The following is a 24,272-nucleotide window of genomic DNA, read 5'->3' as shown; positions in this document are numbered from 1 at the left end:
CCGTGTCAAACAAAACAGTGAGCACTCCGGTACCCTCGCGCCGTGCGTTGCTCTTTGGTAGCGCGGCAACGGTTGCTGGAGCCGCTGCAGGTTTTGCTCTGGGCACCGGTAATGCCCAGAGCGCTCATGCGGATCAAGGCGAAGCACTCCATGGCCAACAAACCATCGAGTTCTATGGAACCCACCAACCGGGAATTGATACCCCGGCGCCGGCCTTTGTTTCATTTCTTGCCTTGGACCTGCTGCTTCCCGATGGCAGCAGCATGGTCGATCAACGCGAGATCTTGCGGCGCGTGCTCAAACTTATCAGTGCCGATGCGCATCGTTTGATGTCCGGGCGCGGCATTCTTGCCGATACCGAACCAGAACTGGCACAGAACCCGGCACGGCTGACCGTTACCGTGGGGCTGGGACCCAGGGCGGTGAAGATCATGAACGCCGCGTTGGTCCCGTCCTGGCTCAAACCGCTGGAAGCCTTTGATATCGACAAACTTGATGAGGCCTGGGGCCAAAGCGATCTTGTGATTCAGATATGTGGGGATGACAAGATGTCGTTGGCCCATGCGGCACGAGCCATCACCAAGGATGTACGCTCCATGGCCACGCTGCGCTGGGTGCAGGATGGCTTTAGGCATTCGCGGGGTTCACAAGATGAGGCTGCAACCATGCGAAACCTCTTTGGCCAGGTTGATGGCTCGGCAAATCCACGTGATGAGATGCTTGAACGGACTCTGTGGGGTGGCGAAAAATTGGAACCATGGGTTCGTGGTGGCACCTCGTTGGTCTTGCGACGTATCGAAATGGATCTGGACACCTGGGACCACGTCGATAGGCCGGGGCGTGACTTCTCGCTGGGCCGTAGACAGGACACCGGGGCACCGGTGACCGGCGGCGGGGAATTTGATGCTCCGGATCTGCAGGCCACCGATGAACTAGGCTTACCCATCGTCTCTCCGGACTCGCATGTGGCACGCTCACAGGCGCGGGAGGCCGATGAGAAGATCTTGCGGCGCGGGTATAACTACCTTGAGGGACAGCACGCGGGACTGCTCTTTGCTTCGTACCAATGCAATGTTGAGGTTCAGTTCCTGCCCATTCAACGGAGACTGGCCCAAGCGGACATGCTCAACGAATGGACTACTCCCATTGGGTCGGCAGTCTATGCGGTGTTACCGGGTTGTGTAGCCGGTTCCTATCTGGGTGCCGAGTTGTTCTCCGACTAGCAGCTGTGCCCTTCGTGGTGTGGAGAGGTGGCGTAGACCACCACCGCACCATGAAGGGTGCCGAACGGTGCGAGAATGTAGAAGCGTGGAAGTTGAAAGGACGACGTGAACAAATCACAGAACACCGAACTCCGGGAAGTTACTCAAACTGCCGGGGGTTCAGCTGGCCGAATTTGGCCACTGTTGACCCTTCCCGCAATCGTGCTGGGGCTGGTTGCCATAGTCGTTTCAAGTATCTTTGCCGGCACCGCTGCCCCCAGTGAGCTTGGTGATCCGGGAGCGTTTATCCGCTGGGCCCTACCCATCGCCAAGACCTTGCATCACTCGGCAATGTCAATCACCATTGCCGCGTTGGTCTTTGCCGCAGCAATCCTGCCCCGTTCAACTAAACCCAAACGTCCGGCAGCGGGCGAACACGATACCGATGGCGGTAAACCCCACCCGGCGTTCATTCGTGCGATGAACCTTGCCGCTGCCACCGGCATGGTCTGGACCGTCTCCGCTGCTGCAGTTTTGGTCTTTAGCTTCTGGGACCTGGTGGGTAAGCCCATGAGCTTTGACTCAACCTACACGGCAGCAATGCTCGACTTTGTCATGGAGATTTCCATCGGTCGAGCCTGGGCCTGGATGATCGTCATTGCCGCAATTACTTCCTCGCTTGCCTTTGGTGTGCGCTCACCTGCCTGGGTGGGCACCGCAGCGGCTTTCTCCCTAGTGAGCGTGCTGCCACTATCGCTGATTGGTCACGCAGCCGGCGGAGATGATCACTGGGGGGCAGTCAACGCCATGGGACTACACCTTGTTGGTGTTTCCTTCTGGTTCGGTGGCATCGGGGTGCTGGCCGCGTTGGCCCCGCTGCTACAAAACAAGGCTCCGGGACGATACAAAAAAACGGTTCCGGTGCTTGCCGGAACCGTCCTGCGTAGGTTCTCCGCAGTGGCAACGATTTCCATTATTTTGGTTGCCGGATCCGGAATTGTCAGCGCAACGATTCGCATCACCAGCTGGGACCAGCTCAATAGTCCCTATGGGTGGCTGGTCATTGCCAAGACCGTATTGACCCTTGGCCTTGGTGCGTTGGGGCTCGCACACCGAAACTATGTGATCCCTCGCCTTGAACAGGGAACCTTCTCCGTCTTGCGGGCGGCCTGGCAGGTTGTGGGTTTTGAGGCCATCTTGATGGCCGTGGTGATGTCCCTGGGCACGGTTCTTGCCCGTACCTCACCACCAACCCCGGACACCCCGCCGGAAATGCCGTCCCCGGCACGACTGCTCAGTGGCTACGATCTGCCCCCGGAACTGGTTGGCAGTAGTTGGTTGACCGTCTGGCGCCTTGACTGGTTGTGGGTAGCAGTCATCTTCTTCTTTGCGGTGCTCTACATTATGGCCACCATCAAGGTCCGCAGACGGGGGGACAAATGGCCCATCATGCGCATGGTGTCCTGGCTGGTTGGCCTGACCGCGCTGTTCTACATCACCTCCGGTGCTCCGGCCGTTTACGGCAAGGTACTTTTCTCCATTCACATGGTCGATCACATGGCATTGACCATGGTGGCACCGTTGTTCATGGTCATTGGTTCCCCGGTCACGCTGGCCCTGAAGGCATTACCCTCACGTACCGATGGCACCCGGGGGCCACGTGAATGGATCCTTGCGCTGATTCATTCGAAGTACTCGGCCGTCATCACCCACCCGCTATTTGCCGCGGCAAACTTTGCCGGATCAATCATTATTTTCTACAACACCGATATCTTTGGTTTTGCCCTGCGCCAGCATGTGGGCCACGAAATGATGAACGTACACTTCTTGATTACCGGGTACCTCTTTGCGCTGAGCATGATCGGTGCGGACCCGGTGCCGCGCCGGGCAGCCTATCCGCTGCGCCTGGTGATTCTGCTGGCGACCATGAGTTTCCATGCGTTCTACGGTGTTTCGCTGATGGGTTCAACGTCGCTGATTCAGGCCGACTGGTTTGGTAACTTGGGCCGGCCATGGGGAGATTCGGCCCTTGAGGATCAGCGCATGGGAGCCGCCGCCATGTGGGGCATTGGCGAAGTTCCAACACTGATGTTGGCCCTGGGCGTGATGGTTTCCTGGAGCCGGGATGATGCCAAGGAATCTAAACGTCAGGACCGGCAGGCCGACCGCGACAATGATGCCGAACTTGCCGCCTACAATGCAATGTTTGCCGAATTGAAACAACATGATCAGGAGATCGAACGACGTGGCCGTTAAGAGAAAGATCGGTGCTCTGCGCGCACTTGCCCTGACTGCGTCCCTGGGGCTGCTGCTTGCCGGTTGTGCGGCGGCACCCAAGGCAGGCGAACTACCCGAGGGGCATGCTCCCTTGCCCAGCAACAGCGCCTCCGCATCAGCCAGCAGCGATGGTAAGTCCGTAAGCGCCGCGCCCACTGATGAGACGGAGCTGAATGTTTCGCAGCTTGCCGTTGCCTCGGGAATTTCCATGGCAGCACGGCTGGGCTTTGATAAGGCCCGCATGATCGAGGGCGACGAACTCGAGGCACTGAAGTCGGCTCCCACCGATTCACTCAACGGTGTTGTGGTGATCCCCTCCCAGTGCTCGGAAGTCATTGAGTCGCTGAACTGGTCTCCCGTGCAAATGGGCGCCGAGGGGGCCCGCACCGATTTTATTAACGACAAGATTGCCGCCACGGGTTCCGTAGAGGTTGCAAAGATTACCGATAAGCCGGCGCTTGAGGCTCACTATGCAACGGTGCTGCGCATGCTCACCGAATGCAAGAAAATTTCCCTGCATGTAGAAACCGATACTGTCCCATTCACCGCCCAGAAACCGGCGGTCAAGGATGATCAGGCTGACTCCTCAATTCTGTGGACTCGGGCCAACCCGGGCCACGCAATGCGTCAGCAAGCTCTTGTGTTGGTGAAAACCAAGGGCGATTATGTGGCGATGGTTTCCTTCATCGCCCTTGATGGTCTCCAAGCTCTCGAATTTACGCAGATGGCTGCCGAAATTCTCAATGCAGCGCTGGCTCAGGCCCGCTAAAAGCTCTGATGGCCTGTGTGACCCGAGCAGAAAAAGTAGCATCGGGTCACGATGTCGGGTTACCGGGGCTAATGCTGGGATAATGGTATGTAGCAACAGCGTCAGCCGACAAGCTCAAGGAGTACCCCCCCATGACAGCGCCCTCGAACACCGGAACCGACTCGGTTCGCACCTCCTATAAGGTTCGTGCCTCCGAACTAGTGGGTAGAAACTGGTTGAATACCGGTGGCAAACAATTGGCCCTTGAGGACCTACGTGGCAAGATTCTGATCCTAGATTTTTGGACCTTCTGCTGTATCAACTGCCTGCACGTGCTCGATGAATTACGTCCCATCGAAGCCAAGTACTCGGATGTCTTGGTCACCGTTGGTGTCCACTCACCAAAGTTTGAGTACGAGGCAGATCCGGTGGCGCTTGCCGCAGCCGTGGAACGCTACGAGATTGAACACCCGGTGCTCGATGACCCGGAGCTTGTCACCTGGCAGGCCTACGCGGCCCGCGCCTGGCCAACGCTCGTGGTAGTTGACCCCGAAGGATACATCGTTGCCCACCTCTCCGGTGAGGGACATGCAAGTGGTCTTGAATCGCTCATTGATGAACTGATCGCCGAACACACCGAAAAGGGCACATTGCACCGCGGCGATGGCCCCTACGTGGCTCCTCCGGCACGCGAAGGAGATTTACGTTTCCCGGGCAAGGCAGTGGCCCTGGAGAACGGTAACTTCCTCGTTGGCGATTCGGGTCACCACCGCATCGTGGAACTGGGCAACGACCTATCCACGGTGGTACGCACCTTTGGGTCTGGGGTGAAAGGTTTTGCCGATGGCGATGCTTCAAACGCACAGTTCAACGAACCACAGGGTTTGACCCTGCTACCAACCGACCTTGCAACACAGCTTGGCTATCATGCTGTGATCGCAGATACGGTGAACCACCGTCTGCGTTCGCTGAACCTTGAAACAGGGATTGTTGGGACGCTTGTAGGCAATGGCGTTCAACGTCTGCTGGATGCCGATCAGGCACGTGCGGCTGCCGATGCAAGTGATGATTCGGAAGAATGGATCAGCGAGCTGGGCACCGATCCGCTGGGCACCTCGCTTTCTTCCCCGTGGGATGCCCTATGGAGTGATAAGGCTCAGGCAGTAATTGTTGCCATGGCCGGAACCCACCAGATTTTCTCCTTTGATCCGCAGACCCAGGCGGTGCGCGTCTTTGCCGGTACCGGGTTAGAGGGTCTTGCCGACGGAGCTCCGGGGGAGAGCTGGTTTGCTCAGCCCTCGGGTCTTGCCGCGGATCAGGATGGCAATATTTGGGTTGCCGACTCGGAGACTTCGGCGTTGCGCTGCCTTGTCCTTGCCGATGATGGAAGTGTTGCCTCGGTAGAATCCGTGATTGGTGCCGGCCTCTTTGACTTTGGTTTCCGTGACGGTGAAGCGAGTCAGGCGCGCCTGCAGCACCCACTGGGTGTTGCAGTATTGCCCGATCGTTCGATCGCCATTGCCGATACTTACAACGGTGCCGTGCGCCGCTATGACCCGGCGACCAGGAGCGTCAGTACGCTGGCACGCGGTCTCAATGAACCGGCAGATGTGCAGCTTGATGCCTCGGTGGAGGGCGAGCCGGTATTGCTGGTTGTTGAGACAAATAACCATCAGTTGGTGCGCCTGCCATTGCCCAAGGAAGCCCTGAATGTTGATGAGGGAGCGGCACAAACCCAGCGTCCCAAGACCAAGGTGACCGCCGGGAACCATGAGCTTACGGTGCGTTTCTCGGCTCCCAAGGGGCAGAAACTTGATGATCGTTGGGGAGACCCAACTCAGCTGAAAATTTCCTCGTCACCGGAGGAGCTACTGCTTGCCGGTGCTGGCACCTCCACCGGGTTGCAGCGCACCCTGGAACTGAACCCGCAGATCACCGAGGGCGTGCTACACATTACCGCTCGCGCCGCTGCCTGTGATGGTGAGCCCGGAGGCGAGATCCCGGATCATGCGGCCTGCCACCTGTACCAGCAGGACTGGGGAATCCCGGTAGTGATCGATGCCGAGGGCGAAAGCGAATTGGTCTTGGATTTGCGCGGCATGGACTAAAAATGTGCTGAGCAGCAAGAATAGTTGAAACGCGGCACGTGGCCCTCTGGGTCCGATCACACCGAACCAAATCGGTGAGATTGGACCCAGAGGGCCTTTGCTATGCGAAGAACGTTAGGTGTTTCACCAAAACCTATCGGGGGTATGTGACCGCGATTATGGCGGGAATATTCCGACCAAAGTATTGTTAGCAATGCTAAGTAACTAATGAGGTCGAAACCCAAGACGCCGCCCGCAGCCTAGGTGGTGCACCAAGGAGGATCCGTGAACGCACCGGATCGAGTGAACGAAACCGAGAATGAAACGAACAACGCAGAACCCGACGAAGCCAATTCGCTAAGTACCCTACCCGGAGACCTGGCAGCCGAACTACGCGTAGCTGTCATGAAAACCTCGAGGCGACTACGTCTTGAATCAAGCTCCGAAACGCTAACCCCTGCCCAGTACTCGGTGCTGGCAGCACTACGTCAGCAGAAGCACACTATTGGGGAACTTGCCCAACGCGAACAAATCGCGGCCCCCTCAATGACCCGCATCATCAAGAACCTCACCGAAGCCGGCTGGGTGACTCGAGCCGCAAACACCCAAGACGCACGCCAAGTACTGATCGAAATTAGCGCCGAAGGTACCCACACCTTTGTACAAGCCCGTGGACAACGCACAGCATGGCTGGCTCGCCGCATCGATCAACTCGACGAACAAGACCGCATGACCTTGGCCCGCGCAGCTGAACTGCTGCAAGAAATGAGTGCAGCATGAGCAAAATGTTTAGCGCACTGAAGATCCCCAACTACCGTCTGTGGACCGCCGGAGCCTTAGTCTCCAACATTGGTACCTGGATGCAACGCGTGGCCCAGGACTGGCTTGTCCTCACGGTGCTGACCAACCACGATGGAACCGCCGCCGGTATCACCACCGGGTTGCAATTCCTCCCCATTCTTTTCCTTGGCCCATTCGCCGGTGTCCTCGCGGACCGCATGAATAAACGCAAGCTCCTTGTCATCACCCAAAGCGCCATGGGATTCTTTGCCCTGTGCCTTGGCATCTTGGTCGCCACCGGAACCGCGCAGCTCTGGCATGTCTACGTCTTGGCGTTGGGCCTTGGTCTTGCCAGCGCCTTTGACGCACCCGCACGTCAAGCCTTCGTCTCCGAACTTGTCCCGTCCTCGGAACTGCCAAACGCCGTGGCACTAAATAGTGCCTCATTCAACCTGGCACGCCTTGCCGGACCTGGAGTCGCGGGCCTGCTCATTGCCGCTTTCGGCACAGCCCCAGCATTCTTGATCAACGCCGCAAGCTTTGTTGCAGTGATCTTCTCACTGGTCCGTATGCGCGCCGAACAATTCCAACCGGTCACCCTGGCCACACGCGAAAAGGGGCAGATCAAGGAGGGCGTCGCCTATGTGCTCAAACGCCCTGACCTTTTGATGATCTTTGGGCTGGCGTTTATGATCGCAACCTTTGGACTGAACTTCCAGCTCACCAACGCCATGATGGCAACGGATATCTTTGGTGTAGGCGCAGGAGAATTCGGACTACTTGGCACCATTATGGCAATTGGCACCCTTGGCGGTGCACTGCTGGCGGCGCGACGTGGAAAGCCTCGGTTGCGCTATTTGCTCGGTGGCGCGGTGGGCTTTGGTATTGCAGCAATCATTGCCAGCGTTATGCCAACGTTCTTCTGGTACGCGGTGATGATGGTTCCTGTGGGGTTGGCGTCGTTGACCTTCCTCAATAGCGCGAACACCACCATCCAACTTGGGGTCGATCCGGCCTACCGCGGACGCGTCATCGCACTGTACGTGGTAGTAGTCCAGGGTGGCACGCCGATCGGTGCACCACTTGTCGGTTGGTTGGGAACCGAGTTTGGTGCGCGTTGGTCGGTCGGTGGCGGAGCCATCATTTCGCTGATTGCTGGACTCATTGCCGTGGCGATTGTGTTGCATCAACGTCACCGCAAGCCACGCACGCGAGCCGAACTGAAACAGGCCGGCTACCGCCTAGTTCCCTCATTCGGCCACTAAAAACCTTGCGCAGGTGGTGCGTCGCCTCGATGCACCATTCGAGAGAATAATCGCTACTCGCTGGCCACCGGGGTGACCCGTACCTTCGTGGTACTGACCTTCAGGACAGCCGTAAAACCGAAAGAATCGTCAACGGACTTTTCGGTATATGCACCGGTGCGTAGATTTTGTTCGGTAAGATCCAAATGGGTTTTCACCGTCAGTGGCTTGAGCACCCAGCCACCATCATAGGAAACTACTTCTGCGGATGGATAATCGAGAATGCTCCAATGAATGGAATCCGAGTGCACTCGAGCAGACGTTGAATAACTCATGGGGCAGTTCGCTGGCATGAGCACCTGCTGGCTTGCACACGTATCTAGATATGTATTGATCTGCTTGTTGACCTCATCAAGCAGGGTCTTGGTAGGTTCGGTGCGTAGCTTCACCTTGGTGCCTTTTGCTGCAAGATCGGTCACCACAAGGCCTCGGGAAGACGCGGCAAAATGAGGGGTTTTAAAGCCCGTATTAATTACCGCCGGAGCAAAAACCGGGACAACTGCCGAACCCTTAGTCAGCGGTGCTGGAAGTGAATTGATGCTCACTTCATTTGTGGTATTTGCCGAAATTTGAACGGTCGGCAATGTTGAAGGGACAAACTCCCATTGGTCAAAGAACAACCATTGGCGCCCAGTTGAGCGCAGCTGGTAGTTGGTATGTTGTTCCACTCCATGGACCGTGTAGCTGGTGGGCACCACCACTGTATTCTCGGTTCCGGCGATTGATTCGGGCGAACCAATGGTGAAGTCTCTGATATCCGCACTTGCGGCCCGGAGCCCCGGACCATCAAGTAAGAGAGCGTTGCCCTTGGGCACGGTGGCCTGGAGTAATCCCAAGGCTTTGGCTCCATCACCGGCAACCAATTGTGCATGTAGTTGTTTAACCAGCTGTCCAGGACCAAATACCTTGTGGTTGACAAGAGTGATGACTGAAACTGCAGCCACGGCCAACAACACTAAGGTCGCTGCCCAGATGGCAGCGACCCGTGTTGGGGATAGTCGTTCGCTCATAATGCTCTAGGCTACCGGGAAAATTGGAGTATCTTGAACGCTGATGATCTAGCGGCGTCTGCGTTTCTTGGTACCGAACATACCCCGGAGTAGTTCGCTTCCAATCGCATTAGCAGCCTGCAATGCCATATCAAGCAGGGGATTATCCGGTTGTACGGGGGCCGGGGGAGTGCTCCGTTTCTTGGTCGTACCGGTCTTCTGGGTGGCCTGGGGCACTTCGAAATCGGGCATTGAATAATCCGCGGCACCGGGACCGGGCGATGTTGAGGGAAGCGAGGAGGGCTTGCCGAGAATTGATTCTTCAATCCTGCGAGCCTCTGCATCAATATCGGACTGAGTTTGCCCGGCCCCCGGAATACGGCCCCCCACCGACCCACCGGTAGGAACTGGCAGCGCAACACCTGGAAGCTGAGCTGCAGCATCGGGAGCCAACGAAGGTGCGACAGCTTTAACCGAGTTCAGCTTCTCGAAGGCAGATTCCCTGTCAACTGCCGTTCCATAGGCCTGCAGCAGTGCGGATTCCTTGATGATGGTGTTTACGGTTTCGGGGTTGGATGGCCCCATTGTTGACTCCGGGCTCCACATACGCGTCCACGCAACGGGTGTTGGTGCGCCCTTTTCATTCATTACCGTGACCACTGCTTCACCGGTGCCAGCCTGTGTCAGGGCCACCTCGAGGTCGTAGTTGCTGGTAGGGAAGGTAGAGATCGTTGCTTTCAGGGCCTTGGCATCATCAGGGGTGAAGGCGCGCAGTGCGTGCTGTACCCGATTAGCCAATTGTCCAAGGACATCTGAGGGAACATCCTTGGGAGTCTGGGTCACGAAGAAAACCCCAACGCCCTTGGACCGGATGAGACGCACCGTGGTGGTAATGGAGGTTAGGAATGCCTTTGAGGCACCACGGAAGAGCAGGTGGGCTTCGTCTAGGAAGAAAACAAGTTTGGGTTTTTCTTGATCTCCGACTTCTGGAAGTTCAGAAAACAGGTCGGCCAATAGCCAAATCATGAAGGTGGAGAAGAGCACTGGTTTTTCCATGAGCGTTGGAAGCTCAAGGCAACTAATAACACCGCGTCCATCGGGTGCAATGCGCAAGAGTTCCGAGGTCTCAAATTCTGGTTCGCCAAAGAATCCGCCCATGCCTTGGGCCTCGAGGGTGACAAGCTCACGCAGAATGACACCAGCGGTTGCCTTGGAAACCCCACCAAGGTTTTCAAGTTCGGCTTTGCCCTCATCACTTGTCAGGAATTGAATGACGGCGCGTAAATCCTTGAGATCGTAGAGCTCAAGATCTTTAGTGTCCGCATAGTGGAAGATCAGTTGTAAGCATGATTCCTGGGTTTCATTAAGCTCCATGATCCGGGAAAGCAATAATGGACCAAACGAGGAAATCGTGGCACGAATCGGTACTCCGACCCCGTCCCCACCTAGGGAGAAGTATTCGACGGGAAATGACTTCGCCGACCAATCCATTCCCACCGAGGCCGTGCGGGCGCTTAGTTTCTCGGTGGCTGTTCCCGGGGTAGAGAGCCCAGTCAAATCTCCCTTAATATCGGCAAGGAAGACCGGAACTCCATGACCGGAAAGTTGCTCGGCCATGAGCTGCAGGGTAATGGTCTTACCGGTGCCCGTGGCGCCGGCAACAAGCCCATGACGGTTCATCATGCGGACGGGTAAACGAACCTGTGCCTCGGGATAGAGCTGGTCATCGACGAGTGCCGCACCCAAATGAATTGCAAGACCCTCAAATGAGTAGCCTGCGGTGATGGTTTCTACATGCTGAGCCGGTGTCATTTTCGCCATGGTCATAGCCTACGACCGAAGATGGTTTTCCCTGCTGGGGCACGCCATATTCTGTTTTTGTGCAGCAACGTTGTCACATAATCGTGTACGTATATTTGACTAGTTCAACGATTTGGAAAAGGGCAGGTGCCCAAGGGTGTCGGGATCGGCAGCAAGATCAAAAAGTGGGGTGAAACCAGTGCGTAAATATAAGCCAACTGCCTCTGGCTGCCGTGGTCCGGTGGTCAGATAGATCCGGTCGTAACCTAGCGCCCGTGCCTCATCTTCCAAGGCAATAAGCACCTTTTGGGCCAGTCCCTGCCGACGAAATTGCGGATGCGTCCAAATGCGTTTGAATTCTGCAGCGCCAGAATCGTGTAATCGAAATGCTCCGCCGGCAATAATCTGTCCGGCACTTTGCAGTAATAACAAGGCACCGCGGGGTGCCCGAAAATCTGCTGCCGGGTAGCGAAACATTTCTTTTTGGGTGCCGCCAAAACGGTTTCCATAACGAGCCTCATACTCCGCGCTCAAACCTTCCAGGAGTGGAAGGGCACGCGGATCATCGAGAGAAACGCTGATAGTTTCCGTGCGGAGGCCACCGGAGCATGTAGCGGGGTTCATGGGAACTATCCTAAGTATCGGTGAACGGAATCTAGGCTTGCCAGCAAGGCAATAGCCGAAAGCTGTGGTGCACGAGAGAACACGGCATGGCTCTCGGGACGCATAGTGGGTTCGAGCTGTGCACCCGCCTGGGAGACCGCGGAAAGGATTTCTCGTGCCAAGGCATCGGAATCGCGAAAGGGAGCAGCATTTGAATGAGGACGCGAGAATGCTCCGGCACTGAATCCCGCAACCCCTGCTCCCACGGCGAAAAGCCAGGGACGAGTCTTACCTGCGCGGTCAATGATCCGATGGCAAGCATCAACCCGGATTTTTGTGCTATCTGAAGATTCTTGGCTAATAATTCCGCGGCGGCTCAGAGCCGCAAGCAGAGGGTCAGCGGTGGTAGCAAGGCTCGGAGTTGGCAGGCGTGCCTCGACTAACGCATGAGCACTCACGGGGTCCCCACCATATGCCGTCACGGCCGCGAATTTCCCGCTCTGTTCGTTAAAACCAAATCTAACGTCAGGTCCCAAGAACCGGATGAGCCCCACGCGTTCTAAAGCAAGCAACTGGTGTAGACGATCTGCCGGTGGACCAGAGTCCACGTAACTAAAGAATCCATGCCACCAGCCAGAAAGATCCACTCGACCGGTGGGTGTTAGCTCATCGAGTTTCACCACCTGACCCAAGGCCATATAGCTGCCAAGTAATCCCATGAAAAGTCCCAGTGTTTCCGAATGCTCACCGGAATCGCGTAACCGAAGATCGGAGTCGATGTGCTGCACGATCGTTTCATGGATGTGGGTGGCATCGGTGAACCGTGTTGTGGCAAATGGATGATCCAATGCCTCAAAATCGAGCCTGTAGCGTGCCTCAGGAATGGCCAGGATCTCTAGGTCGCTGCGTTCGCGGCTGTACCAATCCACCCGTGCAAAGCCTTCTTCGAATTCTTCCCAGCTCAAGGTCACTCGGTGTGGATGGGCAGTGAATAATTCTCGGTAATAGGAATAGGCAGCATCCTTGGCCACCAAGGGCCAGAGATGAGCACGAAAATCGAGTAGCGAATGGCTAAGCAGGAGCTCTTCGATTGCTTGGCGGGTGAGGAACCGTTGCCCGGCACCCGTTGTTCCCTGAAGGGATCCTCGAATCTTGGATCGGTAGGGAACACCGCGCCGCGAACCGACAAGTAAGCGTGGCTCGCGACCCGATGGCACATACCTCAAGGTGCCATCCGCCTGCCGATCGAAGCATCCACCACGTCCTTCGGTGAGCAGCACAAAGAGGTCAACGAATGCCAGCCCCATGCCGGAGACCAGCACGTCTTGTCCCGGTTTCAACTTCGTAAAGTCACTATCTGTTGTGTAGGCCGGAGGAATATAGGTCAATCGTTCGGGGTCTTTGGCAGCGGCGGCTTCAAGAGCCAGCGATACGGAATTAGGCCGAGCCTCAACATGGCCTTGCGCCAGCAACACGATATCTGCGCTCAAGTGTTGCCCCGAGGCCACCTCGATGAGGTGCCGATCTCCGATGTCACTTTCTAGAATATTGCTCACCGTATCCCGATGAAACTCTACGTGCAGGTGCGGATCCTTTGTAGCGATAATGCGTTCAAAGAACCACTGTAGGTAATGGCTTTGTAATCTGCGCGTGGGAAAACTATCGGCCCGCAGTGCTGTGATCTCGGTCAAAAGTTCGGGTGTATCGGCTCTGATGGCGGCGGCGCTTTGCCGATGCGATCCGGCACGTAGCTGGCAGACCCACTCCCACAGGGAAGGCCCGGGTATGGGGGGACCAGCGCATTGAACGGATTCGTCGGTAAACATGCTCACATCCATGGCCATTGAGTTCAGCTTCAGCAGCCCCGATTGTTCGGTACGCCAGATTCTTCCGGCACCTACCGGGTAGGGATCGACAAGATGGACCTGCAGTGGTGGTTGGGGGCCGGCATTGCGATTGGCAATGAGGCGCTCAAGTACCAGGGCTGCTCGTGGGCCGCCGCCGACAAACAACACGGTTGTTGGTGTGTGGTGCTGGGGGAAACCAGCAAGGTTCGAAAGACGTCCCATAAGAGTCTCCTTTAGATGGCGTAGACGCATGTTGCTCGTTGTCTCGACGTAACACTTGCGGCAATTTGTTCTCAGGTTAGGTGCCGAAATTCGGGTTATGAAAGCACTACTGTCACGAACCGTTAAGTTGTGCCACACCGTGTCACCCAACGTCATAACTCGTCATCTGAAACGGGGCACAAGGCACCAATATTGCTTCGCATGGCGAGAGGTTTCCTTCGAAGGAGCAGCGTTTGAACGCGGTTCGCGCGGGGATCTAACGTGAGGTTTCTAGAAGGCAGCGGAGCACGCTGAACTTCTTAACTCCCTGCCGGCCTGATCCGGAAAATTCGTGAAGGAGGTGGCACATGGGTGCCGCACAGCAAACCACAGAGCTAAGCGCATCGAAACAAGATGATGAGCAGGACCAAAGGTCACAGCCGCACAAGATAGCAGAGCAGCCCATCACCGAGAACACCAAAGACCCAACGGATCGTCCGGGTTCTGGTTCTTCCACCGGGCTTGAATATGCGGCACTGCGCCCGGGTATTATTCCGGCTGCCCACCCGGGTCGCTGGATTGGCACAGTAGTAGTAGGCATCGTGTTGGCAGCGATTCTTTATTCGTTAGTGACCAATCCACGCTGGGAGTGGAACGTCGTTGCCCAATGGTTCACCGCCGAGTCTGTCATCCGTGGGTTGGGCGAAACCCTGAAACTGACGCTCATTTGTGGGGCTTTGGGCTTTGTCCTCGGATTCGTCTTGGCGCTCATGCGCTTATCCGACTCCCCACTGCTCTCCTCGGTGTCATGGACCTTCTCCTGGATCTTCCGATCCACCCCGCTGCTGGTCCAACTGCTGCTTTGGTACAACCTCGGATACCTCTACGAGAAAATCTCTTTGGGCATCCCCTTTACCTCAATCACCTTCTTTGAAGTCAACACCACCACCTTGATCAGCCAATTTGCCGCAGCAGTATTGGGGCTAACACTGAATCAGGCAGCCTACTCGGCCGAAATTATTCGCGGCGGAATCCTCTCGGTTGACCAAGGACAACTCGAAGCCGCTGCGGCATTGGGCATTCCACCGTGGCGTCGCTCCACAAGAATCGTGCTGCCACAAGCTATGCGCGCCATCCTTCCCACGGCCTTCAACGAAATCATTGGCCTGGTCAAGGGCACCTCAATTGTTTATGTACTTGCCTACGGCGAACTCTTTTACACGGTCCAAGTCATCTACGCCCGAACCCAACAGGTTTTGCCGCTACTGCTGGTGGCCACCTGCTGGTACATCGCGATCACCTCCGTGCTCTCGGTAGCCCAGTACTACATCGAACGCCACTACTCCAAGGGAGCAGTACGCACTCTGCCCCTTACACCGCTACAAAAGCTGCGCCGCTTCTTCACCCTCCGCACCCAAAACACGATTGGAACCCGATGAGCACCACCACCAAAACCACCCGCGGGCTGGTCACCATCCGGGACGTCCACAAATCCTTTGGCACCAACCAAGTACTCAAAGGCATCAACCTCACCATCAACCCCGGTGAAGTCGTCGCAATTCTGGGTCCCTCAGGATCTGGAAAATCAACATTGCTGCGCACCATCAACCACCTAGAAAAGCTTGATAGCGGAGTCATCCGCATTGATGAGGAGCTGATCGGCTACAGGATTCGTGGCTACCAACTCCAAGAACTACGTGAAAAAGAGGTCCTGCGCCAACGCACCGAGGTGGGCATGGTCTTTCAAAACTTCAATCTTTTCGGGCATCTCAGCGCCCTAGAAAACATCATTGAAGCACCAATTTATGCCCAAGGTCAGAACCGTTCCCAAGCCATAGAACAAGCAATGAACTTGCTCAAACGCGTGGGACTGGCGGAAAAAGCCGATGCCTATCCACGACAGCTCTCCGGGGGACAACAACAACGAGTAGCAATAGCACGAGCCCTCGCCTTGAACCCCAAGGTAGTGCTCTTTGATGAACCAACCTCGGCGCTAGACCCGGAACTGGTAGGCGAGGTGCTCGATGTCATCAAAGCGCTCGCCGACGACGGAACGACGCTGATTATTGTCACCCACGAGATGGGCTTTGCCCGAGACGTTGCTGACCGAGTGGTCTTTATGGATGGAGGATACCTCGTTGAGGAAGGCACCCCAGCAGAAATCTTTGGCGACCCACAACACCAACGCACCAAGGATTTCCTTTCCAAGGTCATCGAACCGGCCTTCCACCTTTAACCAATGCTCGGGCACAGCACCCCAAAACACGCAAGGACTCGCACCATGAACACAGCTCCAAAACTACCGGTAACTCAGACCAAGATCGTTACGCTCGAGAATGCTGCGGCGCTGGGTCTGGCCGCGGCATTAATCCTCGGATTAGCTAGCTGCGCCGATCCCACAACAACAGCCAATGCGCAAAATCCCACTGCGGGAAGCATCGAAGGGCAAGGCACCGTTTCATACAACACCGCACCAGAGCAGGATCGTATCCGCTCAACCAAGGATAAAAAACTCGCCGCAAACGTTCCTGCACTCATCGCTCACGATGGCAAACTCACCGTTGCCACCAGTGCCGGTTCTGTTCCGCTGACCTTCCACGCAAGCGATAACTCCACGTTGATCGGCACCGAAACTGATATCGCTCAATTGGTCGCCGACAAACTCGGCCTTGAGCTGGATTTGAAACTGACAAGCTGGGAAAACTGGCCACTGCAGACAGATTCGGGGGCGGTTGAAGTGGTCTTCTCCAATGTTGGAATCAACACCGAACGAATCAAAAAATATGATTTTGCCTCATACCGGGCAGCCTATATGGGATTTGAAGCGAAGAAAGACTTTGCTGGAAACGTTGCCGGGGCTAAAGACATTTCCGGCAAAAAGGTTTCGGTGGGAGCCGGAACCAATCAGGAAAAGATCCTGATCGCCTGGAACAAGGAACTGACCGAGTCCGGAAAGACGCCGGCAGAACTTGCCTACTATTCCTCGGACGCCGATACCATCCTGGCACTATCTTCGGGACGCGTGGATCTAAACTTCGCTCCCTACCCCACCACCGTGTACCGCGAACACACCCGTGATGACACCAAAGTTGTCGGCAAGATCAATGCTGGCTGGCCCAATGAAACGTTGGTCGCCGCAACTTCTAAACGAGGTAATGGGTTAGCCGAACCAATCTCCGAAGCTATTAATTCCTTGATCGAGGAGGGCAGCTATGCCAAGGTTTTGGATCGCTGGGGTCTGAGCGAGGAAGCAATCCCCACATCGAATGCTGTCACCAAGGAAAACTACACAGGCAACTAACCCGGTTTCACCCGAGTAAAGGAGACGAAAACATGAGTACACACGATAGGAGCGACTCGTTGCTGATCCTTGAAGCTGACGGGGTCGGATCTCATCCGGCAGCGTGGCGCTACCAAGAAAACCCCAGCAACGCCCTAGATATTGTGCGGCTTGCCCGCGTGGTGCTCAGTGCCGAATCGGAGGGTTTCCATGCCGTGAGCTTTCAAGATTCGCGAGCGGTTGCCGTTCAAGGACCTAGGGGAGGCCTTGATGCGATCCAACGTGCGGCCTATCTGGGAGCGGTGACTCACAGCATTGGTTTGCTTCCGGTCATTGATGCGATTTACACCGAGCCATTCCACCTTGCCACCCAATTGGCCGGGCTGGACTCGATTTCCGGTGGTCGTGCCGGATGGATTGTCCTAGCCGAAGGCACCGAGCAACAAGGTGCTGCCGTTGGACGTGATGCGCTTGCCGTCGAACAGCTCGCCGGCGAGATTGCGGATGTGGTGCGTGTTTCGCGCAGCCTGTGGGACAGCTGGGAAGACGATGCGGTGATCAAGGATGTAGCAACAGGCCGCTATCTGGATAGAACCAAGTTGCACTATACGGACTTCATTGGAAACCGCTTCTCGGTAAAAGGGCCAGCCATCAGCCCACGCCCGATCCAGGGTCAGTTGCCGGTGCTAGTGCCCGAAACACTTGCCACCCAAGGACACGACGCTGTACTTTTCACTGCACCAGATCTTGACCAATTACTGACTGCCACAGGTGCCTCAGCGGGTGCTCGAATTGCAGAACTTGAATTTGTTCTTGACGCTGCAGGGGAATCTGCAGCCTCCCGCTTAGCTCAACTCAATGCTTGGGAAAACTGGGATAGTGAGCGCGCTCGTTTTGTGGGAAGCGCCGAAGAGCTCATCACATATTTGCGTTCCTTACTGCCGCTGGTGGCCGGGGTGCGCTTACACCCGGCAACGCTAGAGATCGATGCCGCCGAATTCTCGGAGCTAGTCCTTCCCGCGCTTCGCAGCACAAACCTATTGGCAGATCTTTCAACCGGTGCCACGCTGCGTAGCACTTTTGGACTACCACCTGCCAAAAACCAGTTCGCCCATCTCGCAACAAACGCCATCTAAAGGAGAATCCAGCATGAGTAGTCAACAGAACACCAAGCATCAGTTGCGCTTGGGAGTCTTCTTCCAAGGCGTGAATTCAAGTACCGTCTGGAAAACACCGGAGGCCGGCTCACAAACCGACTTTGCATCATTCCGCAGGCTCGTCCAAACCGCCGAACGCGGAATCTTCTCCGCCTTTTTCCTTGGCGAGGGACTGCGGCTACGTGAACACCTGGGACAGATCCACGACCTAGATGTTGCCGGACGCCCCGATGCGCAAACCATGCTCGCGGCGCTGGCGGCTGTCACCAAGAACATTGGATTGGTGGCAACACAGAACACCACTTATAACGATCCAGCAGATCTGGCACACCGACTAGCCTCACTGGATTTGATCTCCGGTGGGCGTGCAGCCTGGAACATTGTCACAACCGATAATTCCTGGACCGGGGAGAACTTCCGCCGCGGTGGATATCTAGCTCACGAAGATCGGTACACCCATGCCGAAGACTTCGTTAAGCTTGCCAAGCGCATATGGGACTCGTGGGGAACAGAATCGATTGCACGCGACGCCAAAGCTGAAGCCTGGTTGACCGGGCAGCATCCGGATCCCGTGGTGCATCAAGGTCAACATTATTCAATTCGCTACACCTCGCGGCTGCCGCGCAGCAGCCAAGGGCGCCCGGTACTATTCCAAGCTGGGGATTCGGCCGAAGGCCGGGATTTTGCTGCACGTCAGGCAGATGTTATTTTCTCGGCACACGGTGGGCTGGAGGCAGCCAAAACCTTTAGGGAAGATATCAAGGCACGCACCCTGAAGGCCGGTAGACCTGTCGGTGCTGTGAAGATCATGCCCGGTGCAGAATTCATCTTGGCTCCAACGCCACAAGAAGCCGTCGAAAAACAATGGTGGGTCAAAGAGCATCAGATCGGGCCGCAACAGGCCATCGCGTATCTTGAACAGTTCTGGGGCCAATCATTGACTCAACTGGATCCCGAAGGTCCGTTGCCGGACTTTGATCCACAGATCATCGCCTCCGATGTCACCCGAGGTAGTGGATTCCAGAATGCCAAGGCCATTGAACTGACTCGCGCCTGGCGTGCACAAGCCCGCGACGAAGGACTAAATGTTCTGCAATTTGTGAGGGCAAAGTCGGGCCGGGTGGGCGGTTCTTTTGTTGGTTCCTATACCCAGGTCGCCGAACGCCTCGAAGAATATGCCGCAAGTGGGGCGGTCGATGGTTTCAATATCACTCCATGGTTAGTCCCGACGGGGCTTGATGACGTGGTTAACCATTTGGTTCCCGAATTACAGGAACGCGGGATCTATCCAAGTGAATATGCTGGGCAAACGTTGCGTGAAAACCTGGGCCTGGCTAGGCCCGAGACTTCAACATTGCCCCGCAAGAACGGAAATACCTGGATTGAGGTTGCCGTATGAAAAGCGTCTCGACGCTCTCCTGGGGAACCACGTCACTGGTGCTGGCACTGAGTCTGAGCGGATGCTCGGATCCGGGAACCACTCAGAGTGCTGCAGCAGCCAAAGAACCTAGCGGATTCAATCTGAGCCCCGAACAACACCGCACACCCGCAGATCCGGTCCCAGCTGCGCTGGGCCGCGTTCCCGAAAGTATCAAGAAGGACGGGAAACTGAGCATTGCTGTGGCTCCGGGGTCCGCTCCACTGATGCTTTTTGCCACAGATAATAAAACTGTCATTGGGTCGGAAGCCGATATTGCTATTGGCGTGGCGCAAAGCCTCGGCCTTGAACCCGAACTTATTCCGGTGGCGTGGGCCGATTGGCCGTTGGGGCTGGAAACGGGCAAGTATGAGGCAATGGCAAGCAATATCACCGTGACCGAAGCGAGGAAGAAGAAATACGACTTTGCAACATACCGTGAGGACAAGCTTGGTTTCTATGTCCCCAAGGATTCAAAAATCACTAAGATTTCCGAACCCAAGGATGTTTCCGGGCTACGGATCGTTGTTGGCTCGGGAACTAACCAAGAAAAGATCTTGCTGGCTTCGGATGAAGAAAATAAGGCGAAGGGCCTGAAAGCAGTAGATTTCCAGTACTACGACGATGATTCGTTGGCGACCATTGCCTTGAATTCAGGGCGGGCAGATGCTTCGTTTGGTCCCAACGCTACGGGAGCGTATAAGGCAGTCACCGATTCAAAGACTCGTTTGGTGGGCCTCTTGCCAGGTGGGTGGCCACAGACAGCAAATATTGGACTGACCGTACGCAAAGATAGTGGACTTGCCGAGGCTGCCCAAGCCGGTATCGATGGGTTGATCGATGCGGGGCTGTATCAGGAAATTTTGGATAAGTGGTCCTTGGGCGATGAAAGCATCGAGGCTTCTGAGCTTAATCCAGAGGGGCTCAAGGATTAGTCAGGGGGAGTAAAACAGTGGTGGGTACCCGAAGCCGGGTACCCACCACGTGGTGAAACAAAATGAGTAGAAGTTAGAAGGGGTTAAGGAGCCGATGGACGAATTGTTGAGTGCGGATATTTTGGGGGGCTCGCAAAACAATATCTGGGTGACCTCGTTCAACAACAACACCCTGATCCATGAAGACCACCTCATCGGCAACCTCGCGGGCAAAAGCAAGCTCGTGAGTCACCAAAACCATGGTCCAACCCTCATCGGCCAATTCCTTGATCACGCGCAGGACGTCACCGACCAGTTCCGGGTCAAGCGCCGACGTTGGCTCATCAAAAAGCAGCAATGATGGTTTCAGCGCAAGTGCTCGCACAATTCCCACACGCTGTTGCTGTCCTCCGGAGAGCTGGTGCGGGTAGGCATCACGTTTTTCGGCTAATCCAACTCGGTCTAAAAGCTCGGTAGCTTCGGTGATTGCCTCGCTCTTCTTACGCTTTTGAACCTGTACGGGTCCCTCGATGATGTTTTCAAGAACCGTTTTATGTGGAAACAGGTTGTAGTTCTGGAAGACCATGGCGCTTCGCGTGCGCAAGACTTGCGCCTTTTTCTGCGTCGTGGCGGAATCAAAGGTGACGGCAGGGCCACTCTCGAAGGACACGGATCCGGCGTCGGGGATTTCAAGGCCGTTGAGGCAGCGTAGCACCGTGGTTTTGCCCGACCCGGAGGGGCCAATGAGTGCCAGGACCTCGCCCTTGCGTACGGCCAGGTCGATGGATTTGAGGACCTGATGCGTTCCGAAGCTTTTTTGCAGGCCGTCGGCACGCAGCAGTTCGGGGGTGTCTGCTGAGGGTCTAGTGTGCGACATAGCGGTCGAGCCGTCCTTCCAGACGCGATTGGCCGGTGGAGAGCACCAGACAGATAACCCAATAGACGAGGGCTGCCTCGGTGTAGATGAGCATGAATTCCTGGCTGAATGCCGCAATTTCCTGGGCCTTGCGGAAGAGTTCGGTCACTAGGATCACCGATGCCAGCGAGGTGTCCTTCACCAGTGAAATAAATGTATTGGACAGTGGCGGGACCGCAACCCGGGCTGCCTGGGGCAGGATCAGCCGACGCAGCGTCGTGGTGCGGGACATGCCGATGGTATAGCCGGCTTCCCACTGACCTTTGGGCACCGACAGGATCGCTGCCCGGATGACCTCGGCGGCGTATCCGCCGACGTTTAGCGAAAACGCGATGATGGCACTGGGCCACGGATCGATGGTGAAACCTATGGACGGCAGACCGTAAAAGATCACAAATAGCTGGACCAACAGGGGAGTTCCGCGGATCACCGAGATGTAGGCCCGGGCGATGAACGACACCACGCGGTTAGTGCTTAGCCGCATCAGTGCCATGAGTAGGGCAATGGCAAGGCCCAGAACAAAGCTGATCAAGGCCAGCGGAATGGTTCCGAGCAGTCCTCCGCGTACGATGGGCCAGAAGGACTCAAGGAACAAGTTCCAATCAATGTTCATTGATAATTCTCCTTGGAAGGAAAGATGTTCCGGGCGTCCGAGGCCGGAGAGCCGGAGAGCTGGAACCTACTTGGTGACGTCGGCACCGAAGTACTTCTCGGAGATCTGGGCTAGTGTTCCGTCGGCGCTCAATTCTTTTAGTGCCGAGTCCACGGCCTTGACTAGGTCTTCGCTGCCGGTGCGGAAGGCCGCGGCGCTCTCGGACTTCTCTGTGGTTTCGACCGCGATCTTGATGCCCGGATCATTCTTAGTCTTTTGCGAATCCAAGTAGGTCAGTTTGTCGTTGATTGTCGCATCAACACGCCCCTGTTTAACCAAGGTGACGGCCTGGGCCCAGCCCTCGACCGCTTGGACGTTGGCTCCGGCATCCTTGGCCATGGTGTTCCAGTTGCTGGTCAGTGACTGCGCGGTGGTCTTGCCTTTGAGATCGGCAAAGGAGGTGATATCGGTGTTGTCAGACTTGGTCACGATCACCCCGGTGCTCACCGTGTAGGGGGTGGAGAGGAGGTATTTGTCCTTGCGCTCGGGGGTGATGGAAACCTGATTGAAGATGGTGTCGAAGCGTCCGGCCTGGAGGCCGGCAAAGATTCCGTCCCACTGGGTTTCCTCAAACTTGGCCTCGACGCCCAGTTTACTGGCGACTGCCGTGGCGATTTCTACATCGAATCCGGTCAGCGGGCCGGTTCCGCCTTCATGGAAGGAAAACGGCTTGTAGGTACCCTCGGTGCCGATCTTCAGCACGCCGGCATCCTTGACCTGCTGCAGGGTTAGCCCACCGGCAGTTGAAGCCGAATCACCTGAACTTTGAGTGGCCGAAGGGGTTGCTGTGTTTCCGCAGGCACTCATGGTGACGGCGAGCAGAGCGGTGGAGAGCAAGGCAATGATTTGGCGCTTCATTGAGAAGACGTTCCCTTCGGTTTACAAGATGTTCGTTCCGCACACCGTGTGCCAGAGAATCTGGTGTTGGTCTTTCGTTGGTGTGTGAACCTTGAAGCGACGCTAACACGGTGATGGCACCGGCGTAAGGGTTATGTTCCGAAGTAAGACGAAACGCAAATGCTCGGTAGTACCGAGTCGAGACATATTTCGCGGTCTAGAGAATATGACTAGGCGTTTTGTGAATATTCCCCATTTTGCGTAGAGAGAATTTAGGGAACCAAAATCCTCCGGAACCCGCGGCTAGGTCAGCAGCAAGGGAACCAACATCATGGCCGGTACAGCAACAATGGTAGTAAGCAGGACCGTGTCTTTGGCCTGAATGATTCCACGTTCGTAACGTGAAGCAGTAACGAAGATGTTTTGGGCTGTTGGCAGGGCGGCCATGATCACCACGATGAAGGTGTCTGTTTCATTGAGGTCGAAAATCCATGTGGCGCACATCCACGCAACCACTGGTTGAAAAACAAGTTTCAAGGCTGTTGCTACCAAGGTATCGGCGCGCCTGCCGCTGCTGGCTTCGAGCGGTTTGGAACCTACCAGAGAGATCCCAAAAGCTATGAGCATTGCCGGGATTGAGGCCCCTGCAATGAGTTCAATCGGATCGGCCAACGGTTGGGGTAGCTGCACCTCGAACACTGCACAGATCAAGCCCGCAAGTGAACCAACGATCATGGGGTTTTTTGCTGTTTGGCTCAGCATGGAAAATACCGTGGTCCGATGCCTTGAAGTGCTTGCATCAAGGATAGCTAGGCACACAGGGGAGAATAGCGCCAGCTGCCAGAGGATCACCGGTGCCGCATATTCCATGTTTCCCAAAACATACAGAGCAATAGGAAGGCCAAGGTTTGCCGAGTTCACCGTTGAGGCGCTCATCGCACCAATCGTTGTTTCGGTCAGGTCTCTGCGCAGCCACCACCGGGTCAGCACCACAAATGCCACGGCGGTGAGTACCGAGGAAATTGCTGCAACCCCAAGATAGGGGCCCAAGACCGCAGCCGGTTCAGAATCGGCAAGGGTAGTAAATAGCAGCGCGGGGCTTGCCACAAAGAAGGTCAGGCGGTTGAGCACGTAGCGTGCATTCTCACCAAGCACCCCGGTTTTTCCCACCAAGAAGCCAACGGCAATCACCGACCAGACAACGGCAAAACCAGAGAGGACTCCACTCATCTAATAGATTCCCTCTCCCCATGTTGAGCCA

General features: G+C 56.0%; 20 protein-coding genes. 12 read left to right on the top strand and 8 right to left on the bottom strand.

Translation table 11 applies throughout. The features are described 5' to 3' along the window. The first annotated feature begins 2 nt into the window (after positions 1–2). The 6 genes from CQ018_RS03830 (at position 3) to CQ018_RS03805 (ending at position 8,359) form a co-directional block, all read left to right on the top strand. Positions 3–1,223 carry a Dyp-type peroxidase gene (locus CQ018_RS03830; RefSeq protein ID WP_219843988.1) on the top strand — a complete coding sequence of 407 codons (1,221 nt, stop codon included), beginning with the start codon at positions 3–5 and terminating at the stop codon, positions 1,221–1,223. A gap of 105 nt (positions 1,224–1,328) precedes the next feature. Next, positions 1,329–3,458, top strand: a complete 2,130-nt coding sequence (locus CQ018_RS03825; RefSeq protein WP_258142382.1) for a bifunctional copper resistance protein CopD/cytochrome c oxidase assembly protein — start codon at positions 1,329–1,331, stop codon at positions 3,456–3,458. Continuing rightward, the gene (locus tag CQ018_RS03820; protein ID WP_105548592.1) at positions 3,448–4,248 is read left to right on the top strand and encodes a hypothetical protein; all 801 of its coding nucleotides are present in this window, start codon (positions 3,448–3,450) and stop codon (positions 4,246–4,248) included. The genes CQ018_RS03825 and CQ018_RS03820 overlap by 11 nt, the downstream gene beginning before the upstream one ends. A 131-nt stretch (positions 4,249–4,379) precedes the next feature. Then, on the top strand, positions 4,380–6,335 hold the full coding sequence (locus CQ018_RS03815; protein ID WP_105548591.1) for an NHL domain-containing thioredoxin family protein: 1,956 nt from the start codon (positions 4,380–4,382) through the stop codon (positions 6,333–6,335). A gap of 264 nt (positions 6,336–6,599) precedes the next feature. Next, a complete protein-coding gene (locus CQ018_RS03810; RefSeq protein ID WP_258142381.1) occupies positions 6,600–7,094 on the top strand; it encodes a MarR family winged helix-turn-helix transcriptional regulator in 495 nt (164 codons plus the stop codon). Continuing rightward, positions 7,091–8,359 carry an MFS transporter gene (locus CQ018_RS03805; RefSeq protein ID WP_181149708.1) on the top strand — a complete coding sequence of 423 codons (1,269 nt, stop codon included), beginning with the start codon at positions 7,091–7,093 and terminating at the stop codon, positions 8,357–8,359. The genes CQ018_RS03810 and CQ018_RS03805 overlap by 4 nt, the downstream gene beginning before the upstream one ends. 53 nt (positions 8,360–8,412) lie before the next feature. Here CQ018_RS03805 and CQ018_RS03800 read toward each other — a convergent pair whose 3' ends face one another. From CQ018_RS03800 to CQ018_RS03785, 4 genes are all read right to left on the bottom strand, one after another. Continuing rightward, complete coding sequence (locus tag CQ018_RS03800; RefSeq protein ID WP_105548590.1) at positions 8,413–9,408, bottom strand: hypothetical protein; 996 nt, start codon at positions 9,406–9,408, stop codon at positions 8,413–8,415. A 48-nt stretch (positions 9,409–9,456) separates the two neighbouring features. Then, on the bottom strand, positions 9,457–11,208 hold the full coding sequence (locus CQ018_RS03795) for a helicase HerA-like domain-containing protein (protein WP_105548712.1): 1,752 nt from the start codon (positions 11,206–11,208) through the stop codon (positions 9,457–9,459). Between the two features lie 99 nt (positions 11,209–11,307). Continuing rightward, the gene (locus tag CQ018_RS03790; protein WP_105548589.1) at positions 11,308–11,811 is read right to left on the bottom strand and encodes a GNAT family N-acetyltransferase; all 504 of its coding nucleotides are present in this window, start codon (positions 11,809–11,811) and stop codon (positions 11,308–11,310) included. Between the two features lie 5 nt (positions 11,812–11,816). Further along, complete coding sequence (locus CQ018_RS03785) at positions 11,817–13,859, bottom strand: FAD/NAD(P)-binding domain-containing protein (protein WP_181149707.1); 2,043 nt, start codon at positions 13,857–13,859, stop codon at positions 11,817–11,819. Positions 13,860–14,206: 347 nt separating this feature from the next. On the opposite strand from CQ018_RS03785, the gene CQ018_RS03780 reads away from it, so the two are divergent. Genes CQ018_RS03780 through CQ018_RS03755 form a run of 6 tightly spaced genes read left to right on the top strand, consistent with a single transcriptional unit; the run spans position 14,207 to position 20,627 of the window. Next, complete coding sequence (locus tag CQ018_RS03780) at positions 14,207–15,277, top strand: amino acid ABC transporter permease (protein WP_105548587.1); 1,071 nt, start codon at positions 14,207–14,209, stop codon at positions 15,275–15,277. Then, positions 15,274–16,074: an amino acid ABC transporter ATP-binding protein gene (locus CQ018_RS03775; protein ID WP_105548586.1), complete on the top strand. Its 801-nt coding sequence runs from the start codon at positions 15,274–15,276 to the stop codon at positions 16,072–16,074. The genes CQ018_RS03780 and CQ018_RS03775 overlap by 4 nt, the downstream gene beginning before the upstream one ends. A 45-nt stretch (positions 16,075–16,119) precedes the next feature. After that, positions 16,120–17,139: a transporter substrate-binding domain-containing protein gene (locus CQ018_RS03770; protein ID WP_105548585.1), complete on the top strand. Its 1,020-nt coding sequence runs from the start codon at positions 16,120–16,122 to the stop codon at positions 17,137–17,139. A 32-nt stretch (positions 17,140–17,171) separates the two neighbouring features. Further along, complete coding sequence (locus CQ018_RS03765; protein ID WP_105548584.1) at positions 17,172–18,254, top strand: LLM class flavin-dependent oxidoreductase; 1,083 nt, start codon at positions 17,172–17,174, stop codon at positions 18,252–18,254. A gap of 13 nt (positions 18,255–18,267) precedes the next feature. After that, positions 18,268–19,674: an NtaA/DmoA family FMN-dependent monooxygenase gene (locus tag CQ018_RS03760; protein ID WP_105548583.1), complete on the top strand. Its 1,407-nt coding sequence runs from the start codon at positions 18,268–18,270 to the stop codon at positions 19,672–19,674. Further along, positions 19,671–20,627: an ABC transporter substrate-binding protein gene (locus tag CQ018_RS03755; protein WP_105548582.1), complete on the top strand. Its 957-nt coding sequence runs from the start codon at positions 19,671–19,673 to the stop codon at positions 20,625–20,627. Before CQ018_RS03760 ends, CQ018_RS03755 begins: the two co-directional genes overlap by 4 nt. A gap of 73 nt (positions 20,628–20,700) precedes the next feature. Here CQ018_RS03755 and CQ018_RS03750 read toward each other — a convergent pair whose 3' ends face one another. From CQ018_RS03750 to CQ018_RS03735, 4 genes are all read right to left on the bottom strand, one after another. Next, on the bottom strand, positions 20,701–21,483 hold the full coding sequence (locus CQ018_RS03750; RefSeq protein WP_105548581.1) for an amino acid ABC transporter ATP-binding protein: 783 nt from the start codon (positions 21,481–21,483) through the stop codon (positions 20,701–20,703). Continuing rightward, positions 21,470–22,135 (bottom strand): amino acid ABC transporter permease, encoded by a 666-nt coding sequence (locus CQ018_RS03745; protein ID WP_181149706.1) that lies wholly within the window; start codon positions 22,133–22,135, stop codon positions 21,470–21,472. Before CQ018_RS03745 ends, CQ018_RS03750 begins: the two co-directional genes overlap by 14 nt. A 66-nt stretch (positions 22,136–22,201) precedes the next feature. Then, positions 22,202–23,032 carry an amino acid ABC transporter substrate-binding protein gene (locus tag CQ018_RS03740; protein ID WP_105548580.1) on the bottom strand — a complete coding sequence of 277 codons (831 nt, stop codon included), beginning with the start codon at positions 23,030–23,032 and terminating at the stop codon, positions 22,202–22,204. Between the two features lie 282 nt (positions 23,033–23,314). Next, positions 23,315–24,241, bottom strand: coding sequence for an AEC family transporter (locus tag CQ018_RS03735; RefSeq protein WP_105548579.1), 927 nt, complete (start codon positions 24,239–24,241; stop codon positions 23,315–23,317). Between the last annotated feature and the right edge of the window lie 31 nt (positions 24,242–24,272).

The organism is Arthrobacter sp. MYb227, from assembly GCF_002975435.1.
Taxonomy (GTDB): Bacteria; Actinomycetota; Actinomycetes; order Actinomycetales; family Micrococcaceae; genus Paeniglutamicibacter.
This window is presented reverse-complemented; position numbering and strand designations above follow the sequence as displayed.